Source organism: Streptomyces sp. NPDC048650, assembly GCF_043199095.1.
In the GTDB taxonomy this organism is placed as follows: Bacteria; Actinomycetota; Actinomycetes; order Streptomycetales; family Streptomycetaceae; genus Streptomyces.
This window is the reverse complement of sequence record NZ_JBICVM010000010.1, coordinates 176,038-196,609: the sequence shown is the minus strand read 5'-3', so window position 1 is coordinate 196,609 and position 20,572 is coordinate 176,038. Positions and strand designations below refer to the sequence as shown.

The 20,572-nt window shown below is 69.8% G+C and carries 17 protein-coding genes, 1 tRNA gene and 1 pseudogene; 9 read left to right on the top strand and 10 right to left on the bottom strand.

Annotated elements, in window-relative coordinates; genetic code table 11:
* Positions 1 to 64: 64 nt before the first annotated feature.
* Both ACGFML_RS26875 and clpB read right to left on the bottom strand, forming a co-directional pair.
* Entirely contained in the window at positions 65 to 601 is a 537-nt protein-coding gene (locus ACGFML_RS26875; RefSeq protein ID WP_393547855.1) for a YbjN domain-containing protein, read from the bottom strand.
* A gap of 99 nt (positions 602 to 700) precedes the next feature.
* Positions 701 to 3,337, bottom strand: a complete 2,637-nt coding sequence (clpB, locus tag ACGFML_RS26870; protein ID WP_393547853.1) for an ATP-dependent chaperone ClpB — start codon at positions 3,335 to 3,337, stop codon at positions 701 to 703.
* Between the two features lie 299 nt (positions 3,338 to 3,636).
* Between clpB and ACGFML_RS26865 the strand changes: the two genes are divergently transcribed.
* Both ACGFML_RS26865 and ACGFML_RS26860 read left to right on the top strand, forming a co-directional pair.
* Positions 3,637 to 4,041 carry a pyridoxamine 5'-phosphate oxidase family protein gene (locus ACGFML_RS26865; RefSeq protein WP_393547851.1) on the top strand — a complete coding sequence of 135 codons (405 nt, stop codon included), beginning with the start codon at positions 3,637 to 3,639 and terminating at the stop codon, positions 4,039 to 4,041.
* A 408-nt stretch (positions 4,042 to 4,449) separates the two neighbouring features.
* A complete protein-coding gene (locus tag ACGFML_RS26860) occupies positions 4,450 to 4,854 on the top strand; it encodes a hypothetical protein (RefSeq protein WP_393547849.1) in 405 nt (134 codons plus the stop codon).
* A 95-nt stretch (positions 4,855 to 4,949) separates the two neighbouring features.
* On the opposite strand, the gene ACGFML_RS26855 is transcribed toward ACGFML_RS26860, so the two are convergent.
* Genes ACGFML_RS26855 through dnaK form a run of 4 tightly spaced genes read right to left on the bottom strand, consistent with a single transcriptional unit; the run spans position 4,950 to position 9,155 of the window.
* A complete protein-coding gene (locus ACGFML_RS26855) occupies positions 4,950 to 5,402 on the bottom strand; it encodes a heat shock protein transcriptional repressor HspR (RefSeq protein WP_393547847.1) in 453 nt (150 codons plus the stop codon).
* Between the two features lies 1 nt (position 5,403).
* Positions 5,404 to 6,576: a molecular chaperone DnaJ gene (gene dnaJ / locus ACGFML_RS26850; protein WP_393547845.1), complete on the bottom strand. Its 1,173-nt coding sequence runs from the start codon at positions 6,574 to 6,576 to the stop codon at positions 5,404 to 5,406.
* A 45-nt stretch (positions 6,577 to 6,621) separates the two neighbouring features.
* Positions 6,622 to 7,296: a nucleotide exchange factor GrpE gene (gene grpE, locus ACGFML_RS26845; RefSeq protein WP_393547843.1), complete on the bottom strand. Its 675-nt coding sequence runs from the start codon at positions 7,294 to 7,296 to the stop codon at positions 6,622 to 6,624.
* Positions 7,293 to 9,155, bottom strand: a complete 1,863-nt coding sequence (gene dnaK / locus ACGFML_RS26840) for a molecular chaperone DnaK (RefSeq protein ID WP_393547841.1) — start codon at positions 9,153 to 9,155, stop codon at positions 7,293 to 7,295. The genes grpE and dnaK overlap by 4 nt, the downstream gene beginning before the upstream one ends.
* A 298-nt stretch (positions 9,156 to 9,453) precedes the next feature.
* On the opposite strand from dnaK, the gene ACGFML_RS26835 reads away from it, so the two are divergent.
* From ACGFML_RS26835 to ACGFML_RS26820, 4 genes are all read left to right on the top strand, one after another.
* Positions 9,454 to 11,721, top strand: a complete 2,268-nt coding sequence (locus ACGFML_RS26835; protein WP_393547839.1) for a (Fe-S)-binding protein — start codon at positions 9,454 to 9,456, stop codon at positions 11,719 to 11,721.
* Between the two features lie 226 nt (positions 11,722 to 11,947).
* Complete coding sequence (locus tag ACGFML_RS26830; protein ID WP_393548000.1) at positions 11,948 to 12,679, top strand: ribonuclease H; 732 nt, start codon at positions 11,948 to 11,950, stop codon at positions 12,677 to 12,679.
* A 187-nt stretch (positions 12,680 to 12,866) separates the two neighbouring features.
* Positions 12,867 to 13,385, top strand: coding sequence for a GNAT family N-acetyltransferase (locus ACGFML_RS26825; RefSeq protein ID WP_393547837.1), 519 nt, complete (start codon positions 12,867 to 12,869; stop codon positions 13,383 to 13,385).
* A 112-nt stretch (positions 13,386 to 13,497) separates the two neighbouring features.
* The gene (locus tag ACGFML_RS26820) at positions 13,498 to 14,439 is read left to right on the top strand and encodes a Yip1 family protein (protein ID WP_393547835.1); all 942 of its coding nucleotides are present in this window, start codon (positions 13,498 to 13,500) and stop codon (positions 14,437 to 14,439) included.
* A 109-nt stretch (positions 14,440 to 14,548) separates the two neighbouring features.
* Here the strand turns inward: ACGFML_RS26820 and ACGFML_RS26815 are convergent, their stop codons facing one another.
* Positions 14,549 to 16,120, bottom strand: a complete 1,572-nt coding sequence (locus tag ACGFML_RS26815; protein ID WP_393547833.1) for a ricin-type beta-trefoil lectin domain protein — start codon at positions 16,118 to 16,120, stop codon at positions 14,549 to 14,551.
* Positions 16,121 to 16,359: 239 nt separating this feature from the next.
* On the opposite strand from ACGFML_RS26815, the gene ACGFML_RS26810 reads away from it, so the two are divergent.
* The gene (locus tag ACGFML_RS26810; protein WP_393547831.1) at positions 16,360 to 16,920 is read left to right on the top strand and encodes a hypothetical protein; all 561 of its coding nucleotides are present in this window, start codon (positions 16,360 to 16,362) and stop codon (positions 16,918 to 16,920) included.
* Between the two features lie 147 nt (positions 16,921 to 17,067).
* Here ACGFML_RS26810 and ACGFML_RS26805 read toward each other — a convergent pair whose 3' ends face one another.
* Both ACGFML_RS26805 and dcd read right to left on the bottom strand, forming a co-directional pair.
* A complete protein-coding gene (locus ACGFML_RS26805; protein WP_393547829.1) occupies positions 17,068 to 17,565 on the bottom strand; it encodes a phosphoribosyltransferase in 498 nt (165 codons plus the stop codon).
* A 46-nt stretch (positions 17,566 to 17,611) separates the two neighbouring features.
* Positions 17,612 to 18,187 carry a dCTP deaminase gene (gene dcd, locus ACGFML_RS26800; RefSeq protein WP_393547827.1) on the bottom strand — a complete coding sequence of 192 codons (576 nt, stop codon included), beginning with the start codon at positions 18,185 to 18,187 and terminating at the stop codon, positions 17,612 to 17,614.
* A 565-nt stretch (positions 18,188 to 18,752) separates the two neighbouring features.
* Here dcd and ACGFML_RS26795 point away from each other — a divergent pair.
* Positions 18,753 to 18,826 (top strand) — tRNA-Gly (locus ACGFML_RS26795).
* Positions 18,827 to 19,055: 229 nt separating this feature from the next.
* Here ACGFML_RS26795 and ACGFML_RS26790 read toward each other — a convergent pair.
* Positions 19,056 to 19,427, bottom strand: a pseudogene (locus ACGFML_RS26790) (ATP-binding protein); the annotation flags it as partial.
* A 658-nt stretch (positions 19,428 to 20,085) separates the two neighbouring features.
* Here ACGFML_RS26790 and ACGFML_RS26785 point away from each other — a divergent pair.
* A complete protein-coding gene (locus ACGFML_RS26785; protein WP_393547825.1) occupies positions 20,086 to 20,424 on the top strand; it encodes a MerR family transcriptional regulator in 339 nt (112 codons plus the stop codon).
* Positions 20,425 to 20,572: the final 148 nt, after the last annotated feature.

Sequence of the window (20,572 nt, the reverse complement as noted above, 5' to 3'; positions counted from 1 at the left end):
GAACGCGGGCCCCGGAGCCAAAAGCTCCGGGGCCCGCGCAGCCGAGAGGTGACAACGCCGAGGCTCAGGCCTCGTCGTCACCCGGCTTGTCGTTCTGGTCGCCTTCGATCTCGGCTTCGAGGCCGAGCTGCTCGACGATCCACTTGTCGAATTCGATCGACGCACGCACCCAGCTGACCGTGCTCGACACGAAGTGTTCGAGCGAGACGCCGGTGCCGATCAGCATCGATGCCTCACCGATCAGACGGACCGTGCCGTCGTCATGGGTGTGGGTGTAGGCCTTGGGCCACAGGGTCCGGCGGTTCCAGTCGTCGATCGCCTCCAGCAGCTTCGACTTGTCGTCGATGCCGTGGGAGCGGTCGTAGAACGTGCGGACGGAGAAGATCTGCTGCTCCTCCTCGCCGCGGAACATGAAGTACGTGCGGAACTGCTCCCACGGGGCGGCGAGGTCACCCTCCTCGTCGACGACGTACTTCAGCTCCATCTGGTCGAGGAGCTGCTTCACCAGATCCTGGTCAGGCACGACGGGACCATCAGGCCCCGACGGCTCGGGTTCGGGCTGGCCCCCGAAATTCGGAATCGAGGACGGGTCGATGCTCACCGTGGAATTCCCTTCGTATGGTCCTTGCCATCCTCCCCCACATCCGCCCCGTCCTGGCAAGTGCGGGACGGACGGGGCGGTGTGTGGCGCGGATGGTGGTCAGGCGGCGGCCCTGGCGGGTGTGACGGAGAGGCGGTCCCCGTCCACATCCACCCGTACCGTGTCTCCGTCCAGCACATCACCTGCCAGGATGGCGCGCGCGAGCTGGTCGCCGATGGCCGTCTGGACCAGGCGGCGCAGGGGGCGGGCGCCGTAGGAGAGGTCCGGGGCCGGGGCGTCGACGACCGGTTCCCGGCCCAGCCAGGCGAGCCAGGCCAGGGCGCGGTCGGTGACGTCCAGGGTGAGCCTGCGGTCGGCCAGGCGGCGCTGGAGGTGGTCGAGCTGGATCCGGGCGATGCGCTGGAGCTGATCGGTGCCCAGGGGGTGGAAGACCACCACGTCGTCGAGGCGGTTGAGGAATTCGGGGCGGAACGAGGCTCGGACCGTCTCCAGCACCCTCTCCTTCTTCTGGTCCTCCTTCAGCAGCGGGTCCATGAGGAAGTTGGAGCCGAGGTTGGAGGTGAGGATGAGGATGGTGTTGCGGAAGTCGACGGTGCGGCCCTGGCCGTCGGTGAGGCGGCCGTCGTCGAGGACCTGGAGCAGGACGTCGAAGACCTCGGTGTGGGCCTTCTCGACCTCGTCCAGGAGGATCACCGAGTACGGGCGGCGACGCACCGCCTCGGTGAGCTGGCCGCCCTCCTCGTAGCCGACGTAGCCGGGCGGGGCGCCGACCAGGCGGGCGACGGAGTGCTTCTCGCCGTACTCCGACATGTCGATCCGGACCATGGCCCGCTCGTCGTCGAAGAGGAAGTCCGCGAGCGCCTTGGCCAGCTCGGTCTTGCCGACGCCGGTCGGGCCGAGGAAGAGGAAGGAACCGGTGGGGCGGTCCGGGTCGGCGATGCCGGCGCGGGTGCGGCGTACCGCGTCGGAGACCGACCGTACGGCCTCGGTCTGGCCGATCAGCCGCTTGCCGAGCTCGTCCTCCATGCGCAGCAGCTTCTGCGTCTCGCCCTCCAGCAGCCGGCCGGCCGGGATGCCCGTCCAGGCGCCGACCACGTCCGCGATGTCGTCCGGCCCGACCTCCTCCTTGACCATGGACTCCTTGGCGTCCTTGGCCGCCTCCTGCTCGGCCTCCGCCTCCGCGGCCTCCTCCAGCTCCCGCTCCAGGCCGGGGATCTCGCCGTACAGCAGCTTGGAGGCGGTGTCGAAGTCGCCGTCGCGCTGGGCACGCTCCGCCTGGCCCCGCAGCTCGTCGAGCTTCTCCTTCAGCTCACCGACGCGGTTGAGGCCCTGCTTCTCCTTCTCCCAGCGGGCGGTCAGCCCCCGCAGCTCCTCCTCCTTGTCGGCGAGGTCCTTGCGGAGCTTCTCCAGGCGCTGGACGGAGCCGGCGTCGGTCTCGTTCTTGAGCGCGAGTTCCTCCATCTTGAGGCGGTCGACGGCGCGCTGCAGCTCGTCGATCTCCACCGGGGAGGAGTCGATCTCCATACGGAGTCGGGACGCGGCCTCGTCGACCAGGTCGATGGCCTTGTCGGGCAGGAAGCGGGAGGTGATGTAGCGGTCGGAGAGAGTGGCGGCGGCGACCAGCGCGGAGTCGGCGATCTGGACCTTGTGGTGTGCTTCGTAGCGTCCCTTGAGGCCGCGCAGAATGGCCACCGTGTCCTCGACGGTCGGCTCGGCTACCAGTACCTGCTGGAAACGCCGCTCCAGCGCGGGGTCCTTCTCGATCCGCTCGCGGTACTCGTCGAGGGTGGTCGCGCCGACCATCCGCAGCTCGCCGCGGGCCAGCATCGGCTTGAGCATGTTGCCCGCGTCCATGGCCGAGTCGCCGCCGGCGCCCGCGCCGACGACGGTGTGCAGCTCGTCGATGAACGTGATGATCCGGCCGTCGCTCGACTTGATCTCGGCCAGGACGGTCTTGAGCCGTTCCTCGAACTCACCGCGGTACTTCGCGCCCGCGACCATCGCGCCCAGGTCCAGCGCGACCAGCCGCTTGTCGCGCAGCGACTCGGGCACGTCGCCCTTGACGATGCGCTGGGCCAGGCCCTCGACGACGGCGGTCTTGCCGACGCCGGGCTCGCCGATGAGCACCGGGTTGTTCTTCGTACGGCGGGAGAGGACCTGCACCACGCGGCGGATCTCGTGGTCGCGGCCGATGACCGGGTCGAGCTTGCCCTCACGGGCGGCCGCCGTGAAGTCCGTACCGAACTTCTCCAGCGCCTTGTACGTGCCCTCCGGGTCGGCGCTCGTCACCCGCTGCGCGCCGCGGCCGGCCTCGAAGGCGGCGACCAGTTTCTTGGCGCTCGCGCCCTGCTGCTCCAGCAGTTCGCCGGTGCGGCCGCCCTTGGCCGCGATGCCGATGAGGAGGTGTTCGGTGGAGACATAGGCGTCGCCGAGATCCCGCGCGCGCTTGGTGGCGTCCGCGATGGCGGCCAGCAGATCGCGGTCCGGCTGCGGCGGCGCCACGGTCGAACCCTGGACGCTGGGCTGCCCGGCGAGCTGGCGCTCGGCTCCGGAGCGCAGCGCGGCGGCGTCGGCCTCGACACCCGCCAGCAGGTCCATGATGTTTTCGTTGTCCTGCCCGGCCAGCAGCGCGAGCAGCAGATGCGCGGACGTCATGTCCGCGTGTCCGGCGGTGACCGCCCGCTCGTTGGCGGCGGCCAGCGCCTCCCGGCTCTTGTTGGTCAGCTCGGCGTCCACGGCCTTGTGATCCTCCTCGTTACTGGTGCCTGTACTCGGTCTACTGCCCGTGCTCGTCCACTGCTCGCACTCGTCGTGGGCGGCTTCACCGGTCCAGCCGCCTTACCCTGCACACTGCAACGTGCGATAAGTTGAGTCTATTCCACTCAAGGCCGTTCCGGCCAAGCCCGCCCGGCCTCGCCGCGCACACACGGCGCCGGATGCGCCGCCCCCTTCCCGTACGGCCCCGGATGCCACCGGGTTCCCCCGGGGCCGCGGAACCGGCTCGCGCCCGGCCACCCGCAACTACCCTGGCCACCATGGCCCACGACCTCTCCGCCCTCACCCCCGAGTACCTCGCCTTCTGGGACGAGTACCTGATGCCGACCCTGACCACGCTGCGTACGAACGGGACACCGCATGTCGTCCCGGTGGGTGTCACCTACGACGCCGGGCAGCGGATCGCACGGGTCATCACCCGCAAGGACAGCACCAAGGTCAAGAACATCCTCGCCGCCGGGCCGGACGGGGCCACCGTCGCCGTCTGCCAGGTGGACCGTGGCCGCTGGGCGACGCTGGAGGGCATCGCGCGGGTGCGTACGGACGCGGAGTCGGTGGCCGACGCGGTCGCCCGATACGCCGGGCGGTACCGCCGCACACCGGAGCCGAACCCCGACCGCGTCATGATCGAGATCGCGGTGACCAGGGCGCTGGGCCGGGCCTGAGTCCGTACGGGCCGTCCTACGGCTCGGAGCTGGCCGAAAACGGATGGTGCGCGTCCGCCGCCTTGCGCGCACCTGGTAACCAGGAAGAAGAAATCGGCAGGCATCGAACAGTTCCGCGCTCCAAGCGGACCTCATCGACCCTCCTTCGAGCACAAGACGGCAGCCGGAGGCCCGCATGGCGCAGGCGCTGCGCAGCGCGACATCTGCTCCCCGCCGCCCAGGGCCTCCCCCTGCGTACCCGCGCGCGGAACTCTGCCCCCGGTGCGGCGGCCAGCTCGCCATCAACCAGGACGGCTGGAAGATCTGCCATGCCTGCGGATATGCCTCACCACCGGGCACAAGCCCTCCACCCCGGGGCGTCCGCGGGGGTATCGTCGCCCCCACAATCGCCACGCCCCGGAGGGCACGATGAACTCGGTCCGAGTGACGGCGATCGCCTGCCTGATGCCGCTGTCCGAGCTGGACGAGGATCCGTTTCTGGTCGACGACCGCAGCCAGCACGACATGTGCACCCAGTGGGCGGCAGCCCGTGACTACCACCTGACCTGCCGGCTCAGCCTGCACCAGCTGCGCGCCGACCACAGCGCGCTGTGGAGCGATGTCGAAGAGGGCCTGGTCGATGTGTTCGTGGTGCCCAACCGCCGTGCGCTGGAGTACGCGATCGACGGCGCCGACGACTTCAGCGCCCGGTGCTCGGCGGCGGGCGTACGCCTGGAAACCGCCGACCTGGACGAGCCGGAGTACACGCTGACGATGAAGTCCCATGTGCACCGCCGACTGTCGATGCCGACGGCCGGCTACAACGGCTGCTGAAGCCCGCACGACCACGGAAACGGCACAGGGCCGGGGAGATGTTCCCCGGCCCTGTGCCGATTCGTCTGCGCGCCGTGCCGTACGGTCGGCGCCCGCTACTCCGGGCGCTTCGGCCGCCACACGACCAGCGCACTGGTCTGCTGCACATCCTGATACGGCACCAGGTCGCGGCGGTAGGAGGCGTGCACCGCCGCCTCCCGCTGCTGCATCGCACTGGCCGCGCCCTCCACGGCGCCCTGCAGCTCGGCGACCCGCTGCTGCAGGGCCGCGACCTGGTTCTCCAGCTCGATGATGCGCTTGATGCCGGCGAGGTTGATGCCCTCGTCCTGGGACAACTGCTGCACCGTACGCAGCAGTTCGATGTCCCTGGCGGAATAGCGGCGGCCCCGCCCGGCCGTGCGGTCGGGCGAGACCAGACCCAATCGGTCGTACTGACGCAGGGTCTGCGGATGCAGGCCGGAAAGCTGAGCCGCGACGGAGATGACGTACACCGGCGACTCTTCGGTCAGTTCATATGGGTTACGACGCTGCCCGCCCCGGCTGTCCATCTCAAGCTCCCTTCGCGGCCTTGAACAGCTCCGCCCGCGGGTCGGATCCCGCGGTCGCCTCGCGATAGTTCTCCAGCGATTCCTTCGCCTTGTCGCTCAGGTCGTCGGGCACCTGCACCTCGATGGTGACCAGCAGATCACCCCGGGTGCCGTCCTTACGGGTGGCGCCCTTGCCGCGGGCCCGCATGGTACGGCCGTTGGGAGTGCCGGCCGGCAGTTTCAGCGTGACCGGCGGGCCGCCCAGCGTCGGGACCTTGATCTCGCCACCCAGCGCGGCCTCCGGGAAGGTGACCGGCACGGTGACGGTGAGGTTGTCGCCCCGGCGGCCGAACGCCGGGTGGGCGTCGACATGCACCACGACGTACAGGTCGCCCGCCGGGCCGCCCTGTTCACCGGGGCCGCCCTTGCCGCGCAGCCGGATGCGCTGCCCGTCGGAGACGCCCGCCGGGATGCGCACCTGCATGGTGCGGGCGCTCGTCGCGCGACCGCTGCCCTTGCAGACGTCGCACGGGTCCTGGGCGATCAGGCCCCGGCCCTTGCAGTCCGCACACGGATCGGTGAGCGAGAACCCGCCGCCCGCGCCCCGGCTGACCTGACCGGTGCCGACGCAGGTCGGGCAGACCCGCGGCGTGCCGTTCTTGTCGCCGGTGCCCGAGCACGACTTGCACGGCGCCTGGCTGGACATCCGCAGCGGGACCGTGGCGCCGTCGACCGCTTCGGTGAAGCTCAGCGTGACTTCGGACTCGACGTCCTGGCCCCGCCTCGGCTGGGTACGGGTACCCGCGCCGCCGCGGTTGAACAGGCCGCCGAAGACGTCCCCGAGGCCGCCGCCGAAGCCGCCGCCCTGGCCGCCCTGGGCGGTGCCCCCGAAGAGGTCGCCCAGGTCGAAGTTGAAGTTGCCGCCGCCCGCACCGGGGCCGGGCCGGAAGCCGCCGTTGCCGAACAGCGTCCGTGCCTCGTCGTACTCCTTGCGCCGCTTGGGGTCGCCCAGGACGTCGTTCGCCTCGGAGATCTCCTTGAAGCGCTCCTCGGCCTTGTCGTCGCCCTTGTTGGCGTCCGGGTGGAACTCGCGGGCGAGCTTCCGGTACGCCTTCTTGATCTCCGCTTCGGTGGCGTCCTTCGGGACGCCGAGGACCTTGTAGTAGTCCTTCTCGACGAAGTCCTTGGTGCTCATCCCCGACGTCCCTCCTTCCGCGCGGTTTCCTTGTACGCCCTCACGTCAGCCCTCGTCCGGGCCACCGTTTTCCTCGTCCGAAGCCTTGGCGTCCTCTTCCGAGGCGGACTTGACGGTCTGCGCGCCCGGCTGCGGTTCGGCGACGGCGACCCGCGCGGGGCGGATCGTTCGTTCACCGATGCGATACCCGGGCTGCAGGATCGCCACGCACGTGGTTTCCGTGACATCCGGCGCGTACGAGTGCATCAGCGCCTCGTGGATCGTCGGGTCGAAGGGCTCGCCCTCCTTGCCGAACTGCTGCAGACCCAGCTTGGCGACCACGGTCTCCAGCGATTCGGCCACCGACTTGAAGCCGCCGACCAGTTCGCCGTGCTCTCGCGCACGACCGACGTCGTCGAGGGTGGGAAGGAGCTCGGACAGGACGTTCGCCGCGGCGATCTCCTTGACCGTGACCCGGTCCCGTTCCACCCGACGGCGGTAGTTCTGGTACTCCGCCTGGAGCCGCTGGAGGTCCGAGGTGCGCTCGTTGAGCGCCGTCCGTACCTGGTCCAGCTGCGCCGTCAGCGCCGTGTCCTGGGCGTCTCGGGTGCTGTCACTGGCGTCCCCGGCCGGGGCCGAGCCCGCCTTCTCGGCGGACTCGGCTTCCTGCGCCGCATCTTCGGGAGCGGCGTCGGAGGGGACGTCAGGCTTCTCGTCGAAGCCCGGGGTCTCCTCCGTCACGCGGCACCGTCCTTCTTGGGCTTCTCGTCGTCGACGATCTCGGCGTCCACGACGTCGTCCTCGGCCTTGGCCTGCTCACCGGCGGCACCAGCGGCACCCTCGGCGCCCTCGGCGCCACCGGCGGCCTGGGCATCGGCATACAGGGCCTGGCCCAGCTTCTGCGAGACGGCCGCGACCTTCTCGGTGGCGGTGCGGATCTCGGCCGTGTCCTCGCCCTTGAGCTCCTCCTTCAGCTCATTGACGGCTTCCTCGACCTCGGTCTTGACCTCACCGGGGACCTTGTCCTCGTTGTCCTTGAGAAACTTCTCGGTCTGGTAGACGAGCTGCTCGGCCTGGTTGCGGGTCTCGGCGGCCTCGCGGCGCTTGGTGTCCTCGTCCGCGTACTGCTCGGCCTCCTGACGCATCCGGTCGACCTCGTCCTTCGGCAGCGAGGAGCCGCCGGTGACGGTCATCTTCTGCTCCTTGCCCGTGCCCAGGTCCTTCGCGGTCACGTGCATGATGCCGTTGGCGTCGATGTCGAAGGAGACCTCGATCTGCGGGACCCCGCGCGGGGCCGGCGGCAGGCCGGTCAGCTCGAACATCCCGAGCTTCTTGTTGTACGCCGCGATCTCGCGCTCGCCCTGGTAGACCTGGATCTGCACCGACGGCTGGTTGTCCTCGGCCGTCGTGAAGATCTCGGACCGCTTGGTCGGGATCGTGGTGTTGCGCTCGATGAGCTTGGTCATGATGCCGCCCTTGGTCTCGATACCGAGGGACAGCGGGGTGACGTCCAGCAGGAGGACGTCCTTGACGTCACCCTTGAGGACACCGGCCTGGAGGGTGGCGCCGCGGGCGACGACCTCGTCCGGGTTGACGCCCTTGTTGGCGTCCTTGCCGCCGGTCAGCTCCTTCACGAGCTCGGCGACGGCCGGCATACGGGTCGAGCCGCCGACCAGGACCACGTGGTCGATCTCGGACAGGTTGATACCCGCGTCCTTGATGACGTTGTGGAACGGGGTCTTGCAGCGCTCCAGGAGGTCCGCGGTCAGCTGCTGGAACTGGGCCCGGGTGAGCTTCTCGTCCAGGTGCAGCGGGCCCTCGGCGGACGCCGTGATGTAGGGCAGGTTGATCGTGGTCTCGGTGGACGAGGACAGCTCGATCTTGGCCTTCTCGGCGGCCTCGCGGAGGCGCTGGAGGGCCATCTTGTCCTTGGCCAGGTCGACGCCGTGGCCGTTCTGGAACTGCTTGACCAGGTAGTCGACGACGCGCTGGTCCCAGTCGTCACCACCGAGGTGGTTGTCACCGTTGGTGGCCTTCACCTCGACGACGCCGTCGCCGATCTCCAGCAGCGAGACGTCGAAGGTGCCGCCACCGAGGTCGAAGACCAGAATGGTCTGGTCTTCCTTCTCGAGGCCGTAGGCCAGCGCCGCGGCGGTCGGCTCGTTGACGATCCGCAGGACGTTGAGGCCCGCGATCTCGCCGGCCTCCTTGGTGGCCTGGCGCTCGGAGTCGTTGAAGTAGGCGGGGACGGTGATGACCGCGTCCACAACCTTCTCGCCCAGGTACGACTCGGCGTCACGCTTGAGCTTCTGCAGGATGAAGGCGCTCATCTGCTGCGGGTTGAAGCCCTTGCCGTCGATGTCGATCTTCCAGTCGGTGCCCATGTGGCGCTTGACCGACCGGATGGTCCTGTCGACGTTGGTGACCGCCTGGCGCTTCGCCACCTCGCCGACCAGCACCTCGCCGTTCTTGGCGAAGGCGACGACGGACGGCGTGGTCCTGGCGCCCTCGGCGTTGGTGATGACGGTGGGCTCACCGCCTTCGAGAACACTGACGACGGAGTTCGTCGTGCCCAGGTCGATGCCGACCGCACGTGCCATTTCAATTCCTCCAGCTGACTTGAGTGGAACAGGCTCAAGAGTGCAGCACGGAAGAAATCCTGTCAACAGAGCTGAGCCTTGGGCGCTCAAGTTTTATGTCGCTCTTATCGTCACCGGGACTCCTCCCCGAAGGAGCGGGGCGCACACAGGGTTGCCTTCGCGACGCAGATCACCGGTCAGGCGGCTTCATGGCGCCGGGGAGAATGGGTAACCTCAGCCGCAGACCAAAAAAGTTACCGCTTAGTAGTCCCGCTCGGATTGCTCAGTTTTCCGCTCTCGCAGGTTCGAGGAGCCCCCAATGCAACTCGCCGCGATCATCGTGTCGCTGGTCCTGATCGTGGTCGGCGTGGCGCTGTTCGGCCGCGCCCTCCTGCAGATCTACCGCTTCGTACGGCTCGGCCAGCCCGTACCCGCCGGCACCAGGACCGACGAGCCCGCGCAACGCACGGTCACGGTGGTCAAGGAGTTCCTCGGCCACACCCGGATGAACCGCTGGGGCATCGTCGGCGTGGCGCACTGGTTCGTGGCGGTGGGCTTCTTCTCCCTGCTGCTGACGATCGTCAACGCCATCGGCCAGCTCTTCAAGGCCGACTGGATCCTGCCGATCATCGGCGAGTGGGCGCCGTACAACGTCTTCGTCGAGTTCCTCGGCCTGATGACCGCGCTCGGCATCCTGACCCTGATCGTCATCCGGCAGCTGAGCAAGCCGGGGAAGGCGGGCCGCAAGTCCCGCTTCGCGGGCTCCAACTTCGGCCAGGCCTACTTCGTCGAGGCCGTCATCCTCATCGTCGGCATCTGCATCGTGACGCTGCACGCCCTGGAGGGCGCCCAGCACCACGTGGCGGGCTACGAAGCCTCGTTCTTCGCCTCGTACCCGCTGGTCGCGTGGTTCAAGGGGATGAGCGTCGCCACCCTGCAGAACCTGACGTACGTCTTCGCGCTGATCAAGATCGCGACGTCCTTCATCTGGATGATCACGGTCGCGCTCAAGACCGACATGGGTGTCGCCTGGCACCGCTTCCTGGCCTTCCCCAACATCTGGTTCAAGCGCGAGGCGGACGGCGACGTCGCGCTGGGCGCGCTGCAGCCGATGACCAGCGAAGGCACGCCGATCGACTTCGAGGACCCGGGCGAGGACGACCAGTTCGGCGTCTCGCAGATCGAGCACTTCTCCTGGAAGGGCATCCTCGACTTCTCCACCTGCACCGAGTGCGGCCGCTGCCAGTCGCAGTGCCCGGCCTGGAACACCGGCAAGCCGCTGTCGCCCAAGCTGCTGATCATGGCGCTGCGCGACCACGCGCACGCCAAGGCGCCGTACCTCCTCGCCGGCGGCGGCAAGGACGACGAGGGCAACGAGAAGGCCACCGCCGAGCAGCTCGCCGACGTGCCCGCGGCCGCGCTGGCCGAGGCCGAGCGCCCCCTGGTCGGCACCCTCGAGGAGAACGGTGTCATCGACCCGGACGTCCTGTGGTCCTGCACCACCTGCGGCGCCTGCGTCGAGCAGTGCCCGGTCGACATCGAGCACATCGACCACATCGTCGACATGCGCCGCTACCAGGTGATGATCGAGTCCTCGTTCCCGTCCGAGGCGGGCACGATGCTCAAGAACCTGGAGAAGAAGGGCAACCCCTGGGGCCTGGCCAAGAAGCAGCGCCTCGCCTGGACCAAGGAGGTCGACTTCGAGGTCCCGGTCGTCGGCCAGGACATCGAGGACCTCACCGAGGTCGAGTACCTCTACTGGGTGGGCTGCGCCGGTGCCCTGGAGGACCGCGCCAAGAAGACCACCAAGGCCTTCGCCGAGCTGCTGCACATCGCGGGCGTGAAGTTCGCGATCATGGGCGGCGACGAGAAGTGCACCGGTGACTCGCCGCGCCGCCTGGGCAACGAATTCCTCTTCCAGCAGCTCGGCGCGGAGAACGTCGCCACGCTGAACGCGGCGTTCGGTGAGGATGACGAGGACGAGTCGACCAAGAAGCCGAAGTCGTCGAAGAAGATCGTCGCGACCTGCCCGCACTGCTTCAACACCATCGCGAACGAGTACCCCCAGCTGGGCGGCGAGTACGAGGTCATCCACCACACCCAGCTGCTCCAGCACCTGGTGGACGAGGGCAAGCTCACCCCCGTCACCCCGGTCGAGGGTCTGATCACCTACCACGACCCCTGCTACCTGGGCCGCCACAACAAGGTCTACACCCCGCCGCGCGAGATCATCGCCAAGGTGCCGGGCCTGCGGAACGAGGAGATGCACCGCCACAAGGAGCGCGGCTTCTGCTGTGGCGCCGGCGGTGCCCGCATGTGGATGGAAGAGCGGATCGGCAAGCGCATCAACAACGAGCGCGTCGACGAGGCACTGTCGCTGAACCCCGACATCGTCTCGACGGCCTGCCCCTTCTGCCTCGTCATGCTCACCGACTCCGTCAACGGCAAGAAGAACGACGGCAAGGCGAAGGAATCCATCCAGGTCGTCGACGTGGCCCAGCTGCTGCTGGACTCCGTCAGGACCCCGGCCGACCCGTCGGACGCCGCGGAGTCCGAGGACGCCCCGGAGCCCGAGCCGGTGAAGTAGCGCCGCTCGCCCACCGTTACGGCCGGTCCCGCCAGGCGCGGGGCCGGCCGTCGGCATGAGGGCCGGGAGCCCCTGCGAGCCCGGGGGCTCCCGTTCCCGGCCAGGAGCGCCCCCGGCGGATGCGCACGCCGGGCCACGGGCAGCCACGCGGACGGCGGCGAGAGCGGCGGCGAGAGCGGCGGCGAGAGCGGCGGGCGCGGCTTCGCCCGGCGCCCGGGGGCCTGGCATCATCGCCCGCATGGCTGAACGCGTGATCGCCGCTTGCGACGGCGCCTCGAAGGGAAACCCAGGGCCCGCGGGCTGGGCATGGGTCATCGGCGACGACGCGGGAACCGTCACCCGCTGGGAGGCCGGCCCGCTCGGCACCGCCACCAACAACGTCGCGGAACTCACCGCGCTGGAGCGCCTGCTGGCGTCCACCGATCCGGCCGCACCGACGGAGATCCGGATGGACTCCCAGTACGCGATGAAGGCCGTCACCACCTGGCTGCCCGGCTGGAAGCGCAAGGGGTGGAAGACCTCGGCGGGCAAGCCGGTCGCCAACCAGGAACTCGTGATGCGCATCGACGCACTGCTCACCGGGCGCCCCGTGGAGTTCACGTACGTGCCCGCGCACCAGGTGGACGGCGACCCGCTCAACGACTTCGCCGACCGCGCCGCGAGCCAGGCCGCCGTCCGCCAGGAGCCCGCCGGCAGCGGACTGGGCTCCCCGGAGCCGCCCCCCTCGTCCGACACACCGCGGCCCGGCAGCACCCGCCGCCGCACCAACGGCTCGGCCGGGAAGGCCACCGCGTCCCCCGCGCGGCGGCGCGCCTCGGGGAGCTCGACACGCACCCTCGACGCCAAGTTCCCGGGCCGCTGCCGCTGCGGCCGCTCCTACGCGGCGGGCGAGCCCATCGCCAAGAACCCCGACGGCTGGGGACACCCGTCGTGCCGCACCGGTACGGACGGCGCCTGACCGGGCCGCACCCCGGCCCCCGGGGCCCGCTCCCCGGGGGTTCGGACGGCCCACCGGTGCGCCAACTCGTGCGCCAACTCCCTCCGCACACACGGATGATGGCCCCGACCCGGCCCGCCCCGGGAGGCCCGGCGCCCGCGCACGGAATCCGGTTGCCGCCGGCACGCCCCGCCCCGATCATGACCGCATGGCAGACGACCCCGACGAGGCCCGGCGCACCGCGCCCATGCGGATCCGCACCGCCGTGCGCGCCGACGCCCCCGCCATCGCCGCCGTGCACCAGGCGTCGCGGAGCGCCACCATGCCCTACCTCCCGCCCCAGCGGCGCACCCATGCCGAGGTCACCCACTGGATCCGGGAGGTCGTGCTGCCGCAGTGCGCGACCGTGGTGGCGGCCCGCGGCCCGGAGATCCTCGGCTACGCCGCCGTGGACCGCGACCTCCTCGACCACCTGTACCTGCGCCCGGACGTCCGCCGTGCCGGCATCGGCACCCGGCTCCTCGCCGAGGCCCGGCGGCTCAGTCCCGGCGGCCTGACCCTGCACGTCTTCCGGCTCAACACCGAAGCCCGCGCCTTCTACGCCCATCACGGCTTCACGGTCGTCGCCACCGGCGACGGCAGCGGCAACATGGAGAACCTGCCGGAGCTGACCCTCAGGTGGACACCGGACCCGCCCTTCCCTCCGGGTTCCCCCCAGGGAGTGTGACGAGACCCCCTAGGGGATGTCACAGCTCAGCAGCAAACCCCCGCCCGCTCTCCGGGCATGGCCACCGAATCCGTACGGACCAGGTACTTTCGAAGATGTGGCTGGATTCAGGATGGGGCGCGGACAAGATCCCCGCACCGCACAGGACGGACAGCAGGCTCACCAGGGGCAGCAGACCCCGTACGGACAGCAAGGACCGTACGGACAGCGGCCCCCGCAGGGGCAGTGGCAGCCGCCGCAGCCCCCGCAGGGCTATGGCGGCACGCCGCAGGGCGGGCACGACGAGCCCGAGTACTTCGGCGACGGCGGCTACGCGCCCCAACAGCCGCAGCAGGCGCCGTACTCCAACGACAACAGCGCCGGTCACACCCGCCAGTTCAGCATCGGCGAGGCTCCGGACGCGTACGGCGCCCCCTCGGGCCAGTACGACCACGGCGCGGGTCGGAGCCCCGACGACCGTTACGACGACGGCGGCACCTACCGCGCCGGCCAGACCACGGCGCCGCCGGCCGGCCCCCGGCTGCACTGGAAGCAGCTGCTGCCCGGCATCGTGCTGCGCCCCACGCCCACGTTCTGGCAGATGCGCGACCACACGGTCTGGGCACCGGCACTGACCGTCACCTTCCTCTACGGCCTGCTCGCGGTCTTCGGCTTCGACAAGGCCCGCGAGGACGTGCTCAACACCACGCTCGCCAACAACCTCCCCTGGGTGGGGTTCACCGCCGTGATGTTCGTCATCGGCAGCCTGATCCTGGGCACGGTGACGCACACCATGGCGCGGCAGCTCGGCGGCGACGGCGCCTGGGCGCCGACCATCGGCCTGACCATGCTGATCATGACGATCTCGGACGCCCCCCGACTGCTCTTCGCCATGTTCCTCGGCGGCGACAGTCCCCTCGTCCAGGTCCTGGGCTGGCTCACCTGGCTGGGGACCGGCTACCTCCTCACCTCCATGGTCGGCAAGTCGCACGACCTCCCCTGGCCCAAGGCGCTCGGCGCCTCCGCCATCCAGCTGGTCGCGCTGCTGGCGCTGGTCAAACTCGGCACGCTGTAACGGCGGTTCGCCCGCCCCTCTTCCGGCCGTACCTCCACCGAAGGGCCTGCTACGGACATCCGTGACAGGCCCTTCGGCGACGTGACCGGGGCGGAAGGGCGGACACCCCCTAGGCGAACCGCTGCGCCGCCGACCCATCACATCCCTGCAGCCGCAACGGCTCCTTGGCGCCGCCCAGCGTCAGGCACAGCGACGGCGCCCCGGCCGGCCGGACGGCCCCGGCGTCGTCCCGTACGAACTGCTGGTGGGCCGCGCCCGAGCAGTTCCACAGGACCAGACCGGCCCCCGGTTCGTACCGCCCGCCGGGCACGTCCAGGCAGCGGTCCTGCGTCAGTCCCACGTGCACCGACCGCCGGCCGGCCGTCGGGTCGTACCACCAGCTCTGGTTGCGCTGCCCGTTGCAGTCCCAGCCGGCGACGGCCGTCCCGTTACGACTGGACCCCCCGGTGGCGTCCACGCAGCTGCCCGTGGCGGCGTTCTTCAGCGGCCGGTACGCGTCGTCCCAGGCCCCGGCGTACAGCATCGGCCGCCCGGTGCTCGCCGGATCCGCACAGGACGCCTCCCGCAGCCCCGGGGCCGCGTACAGCTGCGTCAGGCACGAGGCGAAGGCGGCGTGCCCGCGCACGTTCGGGTGGAAGGACTGCCGCACCGAATTCGCGTCCGGCGGGAAGGGGTTGGTGAGGTCGACGTACAGCCCGCGGGCCCAGGTGTCCTCCATGCACACCTCGTGGCCGTGGAAGAGCCGGGAGGCGTCGAGATAGGTCGCCCCGGTGTCGTGCGCGGCCTTCCTGATACCCCCCTCGAAGCCGGGTACTGCGGCGTTGCGCCCCCACCCGGCGTCGGACGTGTATCCGGTGCAGCCGCCCGGCAGCTTCCCGGGGTACTGCGGGTTGTCCTCCACGTCCGGTCCGATCGGGCTCGGGTAGGACATCATCACGAGCTTGTAGTCGTCGTCCGCGTAGCCCGCGTCCCGCATGACGGTCCGCAGATCGTTCACCGTCTGCTCGACCTTCGGCACCAGCCCGTCGACCCGCGCCTGCCACCCCGGCCGGTACTTCGGCTCGCACGTTCCCTGGAGCAGGAACCACCGCTCGACGCAGTCCGTCATCACCGGCCCGAACTGCAGGTCGTCGTTGGCCCCGGCGACCAGGAGCACCATCTTCAGCCGCGTGTTGCGGGCCTTGACCGCGAGGCTGTCGCTCTGCACCAGCTCGTCCGCGTACTGCTTGCTGCCGCCGATCCGGATGTTCTGGCTGTACGCCCCCGAGCAGGCGACGTTGTAGGTCACATCCGCCGCGATGCCGGTCCGGTGGATCGCCGCGTCCGGTGACCGGTGACACCAGTTGTCGGGCCCGTCGGTGCCCGGCTCGTACGTCCCGACGCCCTCCCCCGAGATCTCGCTGTCCCCCAGCGAGATCAACGAGGTCTTGCGCTGCCCGAGCGGCCGCTCCGCCGGGTCCCCGTACAGCTTGGTGGCCTCCGCGGCCCGAATCTTCTCCAACTCGGGCGGCAACGGCTTGCCGGCCACGGCCGCCGGGCGGCCCCCCTCACCGGCGGTGGCCGCGCCGGCCGCGCCGGCGCCGCTCACCAACAGGGCCACCGCACCGACGGCCGCCCAGCCGGCTCGCCGGCGCGGCCGTCTCGCCCTTCTCGACGCTCTCGTCCATCCCGCACGCACCATTGGGGCTCCCCTCCGGTCTGCTGTTACCGCCGGTTTCTACTCGGAGGTAGTCACCGGCGGAACACCCGGAACGGGATTGGCCGAAAGCCGCGCAAGCACCACAGCGGCGGCCGCGCGAGCGGCCAACTCCCTTACGAGAGGGGGTAGTCGGGGCAGTCGTCCGGCTGTGCCCCAGGCGACCCCCGGGCGTCAGGGGCAGTCACGGCCCGAGGCGGGTGGCTCTGCCATAGGGTCTGTCCATGCCCACCACGAGTGACCTGCGGCCCACCATCGGAGGCCGCGCCGCCGGCGTCATCGGCCTGCTGGCGGCCCTCGCCGTCTGCGGCATATCCACCTCCCAGGCCGCCGTCGCCGGCGGACTCCTGGGCACCGCCGGCAAGCTGATCGTCAGCGACTGCCACAGCGGCAGTGGCGGCCGCGGGGGCCTGCGCCACTGCTACGGCACCTTCCACCCGGCCGAGGCCGACGGCGGTGCCGGCCCGGCGAGTGAGCCGCGCGCCCGAGTGGACACCCGGGAGGCCGGCCCCGGCGACACGCTCCAGGTCCGCAAGGGCGGCAGCGGCTACGTCGTCGCCGGCATGGGCTCGGCCTGGGGCCACATCGCCTTCGCCTTCCTGGGCCTGCTGATCGGCTCGGCGGCGCTCCCCGTGACGGCGAGCGGCGTCCTGCCGCGAAGGGGCGCGGGTCAGGACCTCGCCGCAGCGGTACGCGGCACCCGGCTCGCCTGGCTCACCAAGCGCCTGGCGCTCACGTCCCTCGCCGGAACAGCCGTCTCCGCCTACCTGGCCTGGCTGTTCTGAGCCTCCACGTACGCCACGGACTCGCCCCACACCCCGACCCGACGACGCAGCGGGCACGCCATGGTCACGCGGCGAGGCGCGGTCGCCCAAGGCGTCACCTCAGACATCCCCTCAGCCATCCCCTCAGGCGTCGCCCCAGACGTCCCCTCAGGCGTCGAGCACCTGATTCTCGCGCCGCACCACCGGAGGCAGGACACTCCACGGGAAGTTGATCCACTCATCCGTGCGCTTCCACACGTACTCGCACTTCACCAGCGAATGCGCCTTCTCATAGATCACCGCGCTGCGGACCTCCGCCACCGTCCCCTGGCAGAAGTCGTGCACCAGCTTGAGCGTCTTCCCGGTGTCCGCGACGTCGTCGGCGATCAGCACCTTCTTGTCCGAGAAGTCGATCGCGTTCGGGACCGGCGCGAGCATCACCGGCATCTCCAGGGTGGTCCCCACCCCGGTGTAGAACTCCACATTCACCAGGTGGATGTTCTTGCAGTCCAGCGCGTACGCGAGGCCGCCCGCGACGAAGACCCCGCCGCGCGCGATGGAGAGCACGACATCGGGCTCGTACCCGTCGTCCGCGATCGTCTGCGCCAGCTCCCTGATGGCCCCGCCGAACCGCTCGTACGTCAGGTTCTCCCGCACTTCACTCACGTATCTCTCTCAAACCCTCGTCGGACCTTCGCTCGTCGTACGCCGGTCAGACCTGCGTACGGTGAAAGTTCATGAACGACCGCGACGCCGTCGGCCCGCGCTGCCCCTGGTAGCGGGAGCCGTACCGCTCGCTGCCGTACGGGTGCTCGGTCGGCGAGGTCAGCCGGAACATGCACAGCTGACCGATCTTCATGCCCGGCCACAGCTTGATCGGCAGCGTGGCGACATTGCTCAGCTCGAGGGTCACATGACCACTGAACCCCGGGTCGATGAAACCGGCGGTCGAATGGGTCAGCAGTCCCAGCCGCCCGAGGCTGGACTTGCCCTCCAGCCGCGACGCGAGATCGTCCGGCAGGCTGATGACCTCGTACGTCGAGGCGAGCACGAACTCACCCGGGTGCAGGATGAACGCCTCGTCCCCCTCCGGAACGACCTCCCGGGTCAGGTCGGTCTGCTCGACGGCGGGGTCGATGTGCGGGTACCGGTGGTTCTCGAACACCCGGAAATAACGATCAAGGCGCACGTCGATACTGGACGGCTGCACCATCGACTCTTCATAGGGGTCGATACGCACCCGACCAGCGTCGATCTCGGCCCGGATGTCCTTGTCTGAGAGAAGCACGCAGACGAGGATACGCGCCCGCACCACCCCCACCGCACGACGAGGGCCCGACCCCCCAGGGGTCGGGCCCTCACTGCTCATCTCCCGTTCCTGCCTCCGCTGCGCCGGCCCGGTCCGCTACCTCTTCGCGTACTCCACGGGCACCGACTGCCGCAGCCGAGCGCAGCGCGGGCAGCGCAGCAACCGTCCGGGACCAAGCCGGTCGGTCGTCTGCATGGGGAACGAAGCGGTGCTGAACACGTGGCCCTCGGCACAACGTACGACGGTCGGCTCCATCAAGTCCCTCTCCCAACTGCGTGGACAACAAAAGCCACATTAGGGGATGAACTGGGCGCGATCACATGCGGCACTCCGCCCCTCAACCGTACGCCCCAACTCCCGGACCCCGCAGCCGCATCCCACCCCGCCGGACACCCCCGACACGACCGGCCGGACCCCCTCCGGCCACCCCCTCGGCGGGCCGTTCCACCCTCACCCCGCACCCCGGAAACGCCAAACGCGCCGACGGGCTGCGATGGGGTAGAGTGTGCGACGATGCTTCGCTCTGCATTCCGGAGCGGCTCACGCGGGTGTAGTTTAATGGTAGAACATGAGCTTCCCAAGCTCAGAGCGCGGGTTCGATTCCCGTCACCCGCTCCATAGTTGAGGCCCAGGTCGGCGACCTGGGCCTTGTTCGTTGTCTGGACCGGTTCAGGCGTCCCGCACCAGATCCGCACCAGAAGACTTCTGAGCGGGCTTGTTGCGGGCGGCCCGCACGAGGCGCAACGCGGCCTGCCCCTCCGGCCACATGGGACCGTACGCAGCCAGGAAGACCATCAGACGCCAGCGAGGCCCCGCTGCCGGGGAGTTGGGCATGGATGGTTTTGCCGGTTCCGGGGGCGGGGGTGAGGGTCAGGTGGCTGGTGAGGTGGCGGATCATGTGCCAGCCGAAGCCACCGCTGCCGCCGTTGAGATCAGGTGTGCGTTCGCGGGGGGCCGCTGAGCTGAGGTCGCTGACCGCGGCGGTCAGCGTGTCCGGGCCGGCAAAGAGCTCGAGGGTGTACCGGCCACCGCCGTGGCGCAGTGCGTTGGTGGCAAGTTCGGAAACCACCAGGAGGAAGGTGTCCGCGCGCTCGGGGCCCGGTGCTGGAGTGAGGTTGCCAGTGAATGCGCGGGTCGCCTCGCGGGCCCGGTGGATGCTGTCCGGGCTTTCGCCCCGCACCACGGTCGGTACGGGATGAGGGGCGCTGGTGATCTTCATACCGTTCATGCGCGTACACCCCACCTGTGATCTGTTGCGCCTTTTTGCCGTGGCAGGCAATGTGCCCGCCCCTTCGGTTCCCACACCCCGGACAGCGCGCTTCCTGGTGCAGTTTCCATCAGGTGTGGATGACAGAAGCCCGACCCTCACCTTCACAGAAAATCTGTCATGGCGGCGGTAGACATGTGCGCCCTCGGGGTTTAGGCTTTTCCTCGTAGCCAAGAGATCGAAGGGCGCGGCAGAGGTCGAACTGCCGCGCGTGCAGTGTCAGAAGAGGCACGGCAGTGGAGTCGCGGGGCCGAGAGGTACGCATGTGGGCCCCGCGACTGGCTGCCGGGTCGGGCGGCCCCCGGGGTCGCGAGCGGAATCGCAGGATCCGCAGTAGCAAGCAGGCTGACAGAAGGAAGAGAAGGAGGCAGACGCCATCAGGATCGCCCGGGCGAGGAAGTGAGCCGCTCGGGTACCGCAGGCCCCGGATTGGAAGGTGGTCCCCGGTCACGCATCCGCGATCCCCGCACTTCCCGCCCTCTCCCGGGCGACGGTGCGGAAACAGAAAGCCGGCACCGCAGTAAGTCGGCAGATGGTGTTCGATCCCTCGGGGCCCTGGTGCGTGTTCGGCACCAGGGCCCCACGACGCATTCCCCCATCAGAGGTGCAAATGACCGCAGAAATCTCTCACGACCGTCTCAACGACGAGGACTACCCCGCCTACACCATGGGTCGAGCCGCCGAGATGCTCGGCACCACCCCCGCCTTCCTGCGGGCCCTCGGTGAGGCCAAGCTGATCACGCCGTTGCGTTCCGAGGGCGGCCACCGCCGCTACTCCCGCTACCAGCTGCGTATCGCCGCACGCGCCCGCGAACTCGTCGACCAGGGAACCCCCGTCGACGCCGCCTGCCGCATCGTCATCCTCCAAGACCAGCTCGACGAGGCTCAGCGCATCAACGAAGAACTGCGCACTTCACCCTCCGGGCCCCGGCCCAAGGCCGACGTCTGAGACTCCGCTTCCGCGCCCGCGCACGGCCGCAGCGCCCCGGGGACGTTCAGTCGGCCACTCGGCGTCGGACACGCCGGCGTCACAGCCCGTCCCACAACAGCCACGCGGACGAGCTCCGTCGATATCGTCGCCGGAGCTCTTCGCCGTC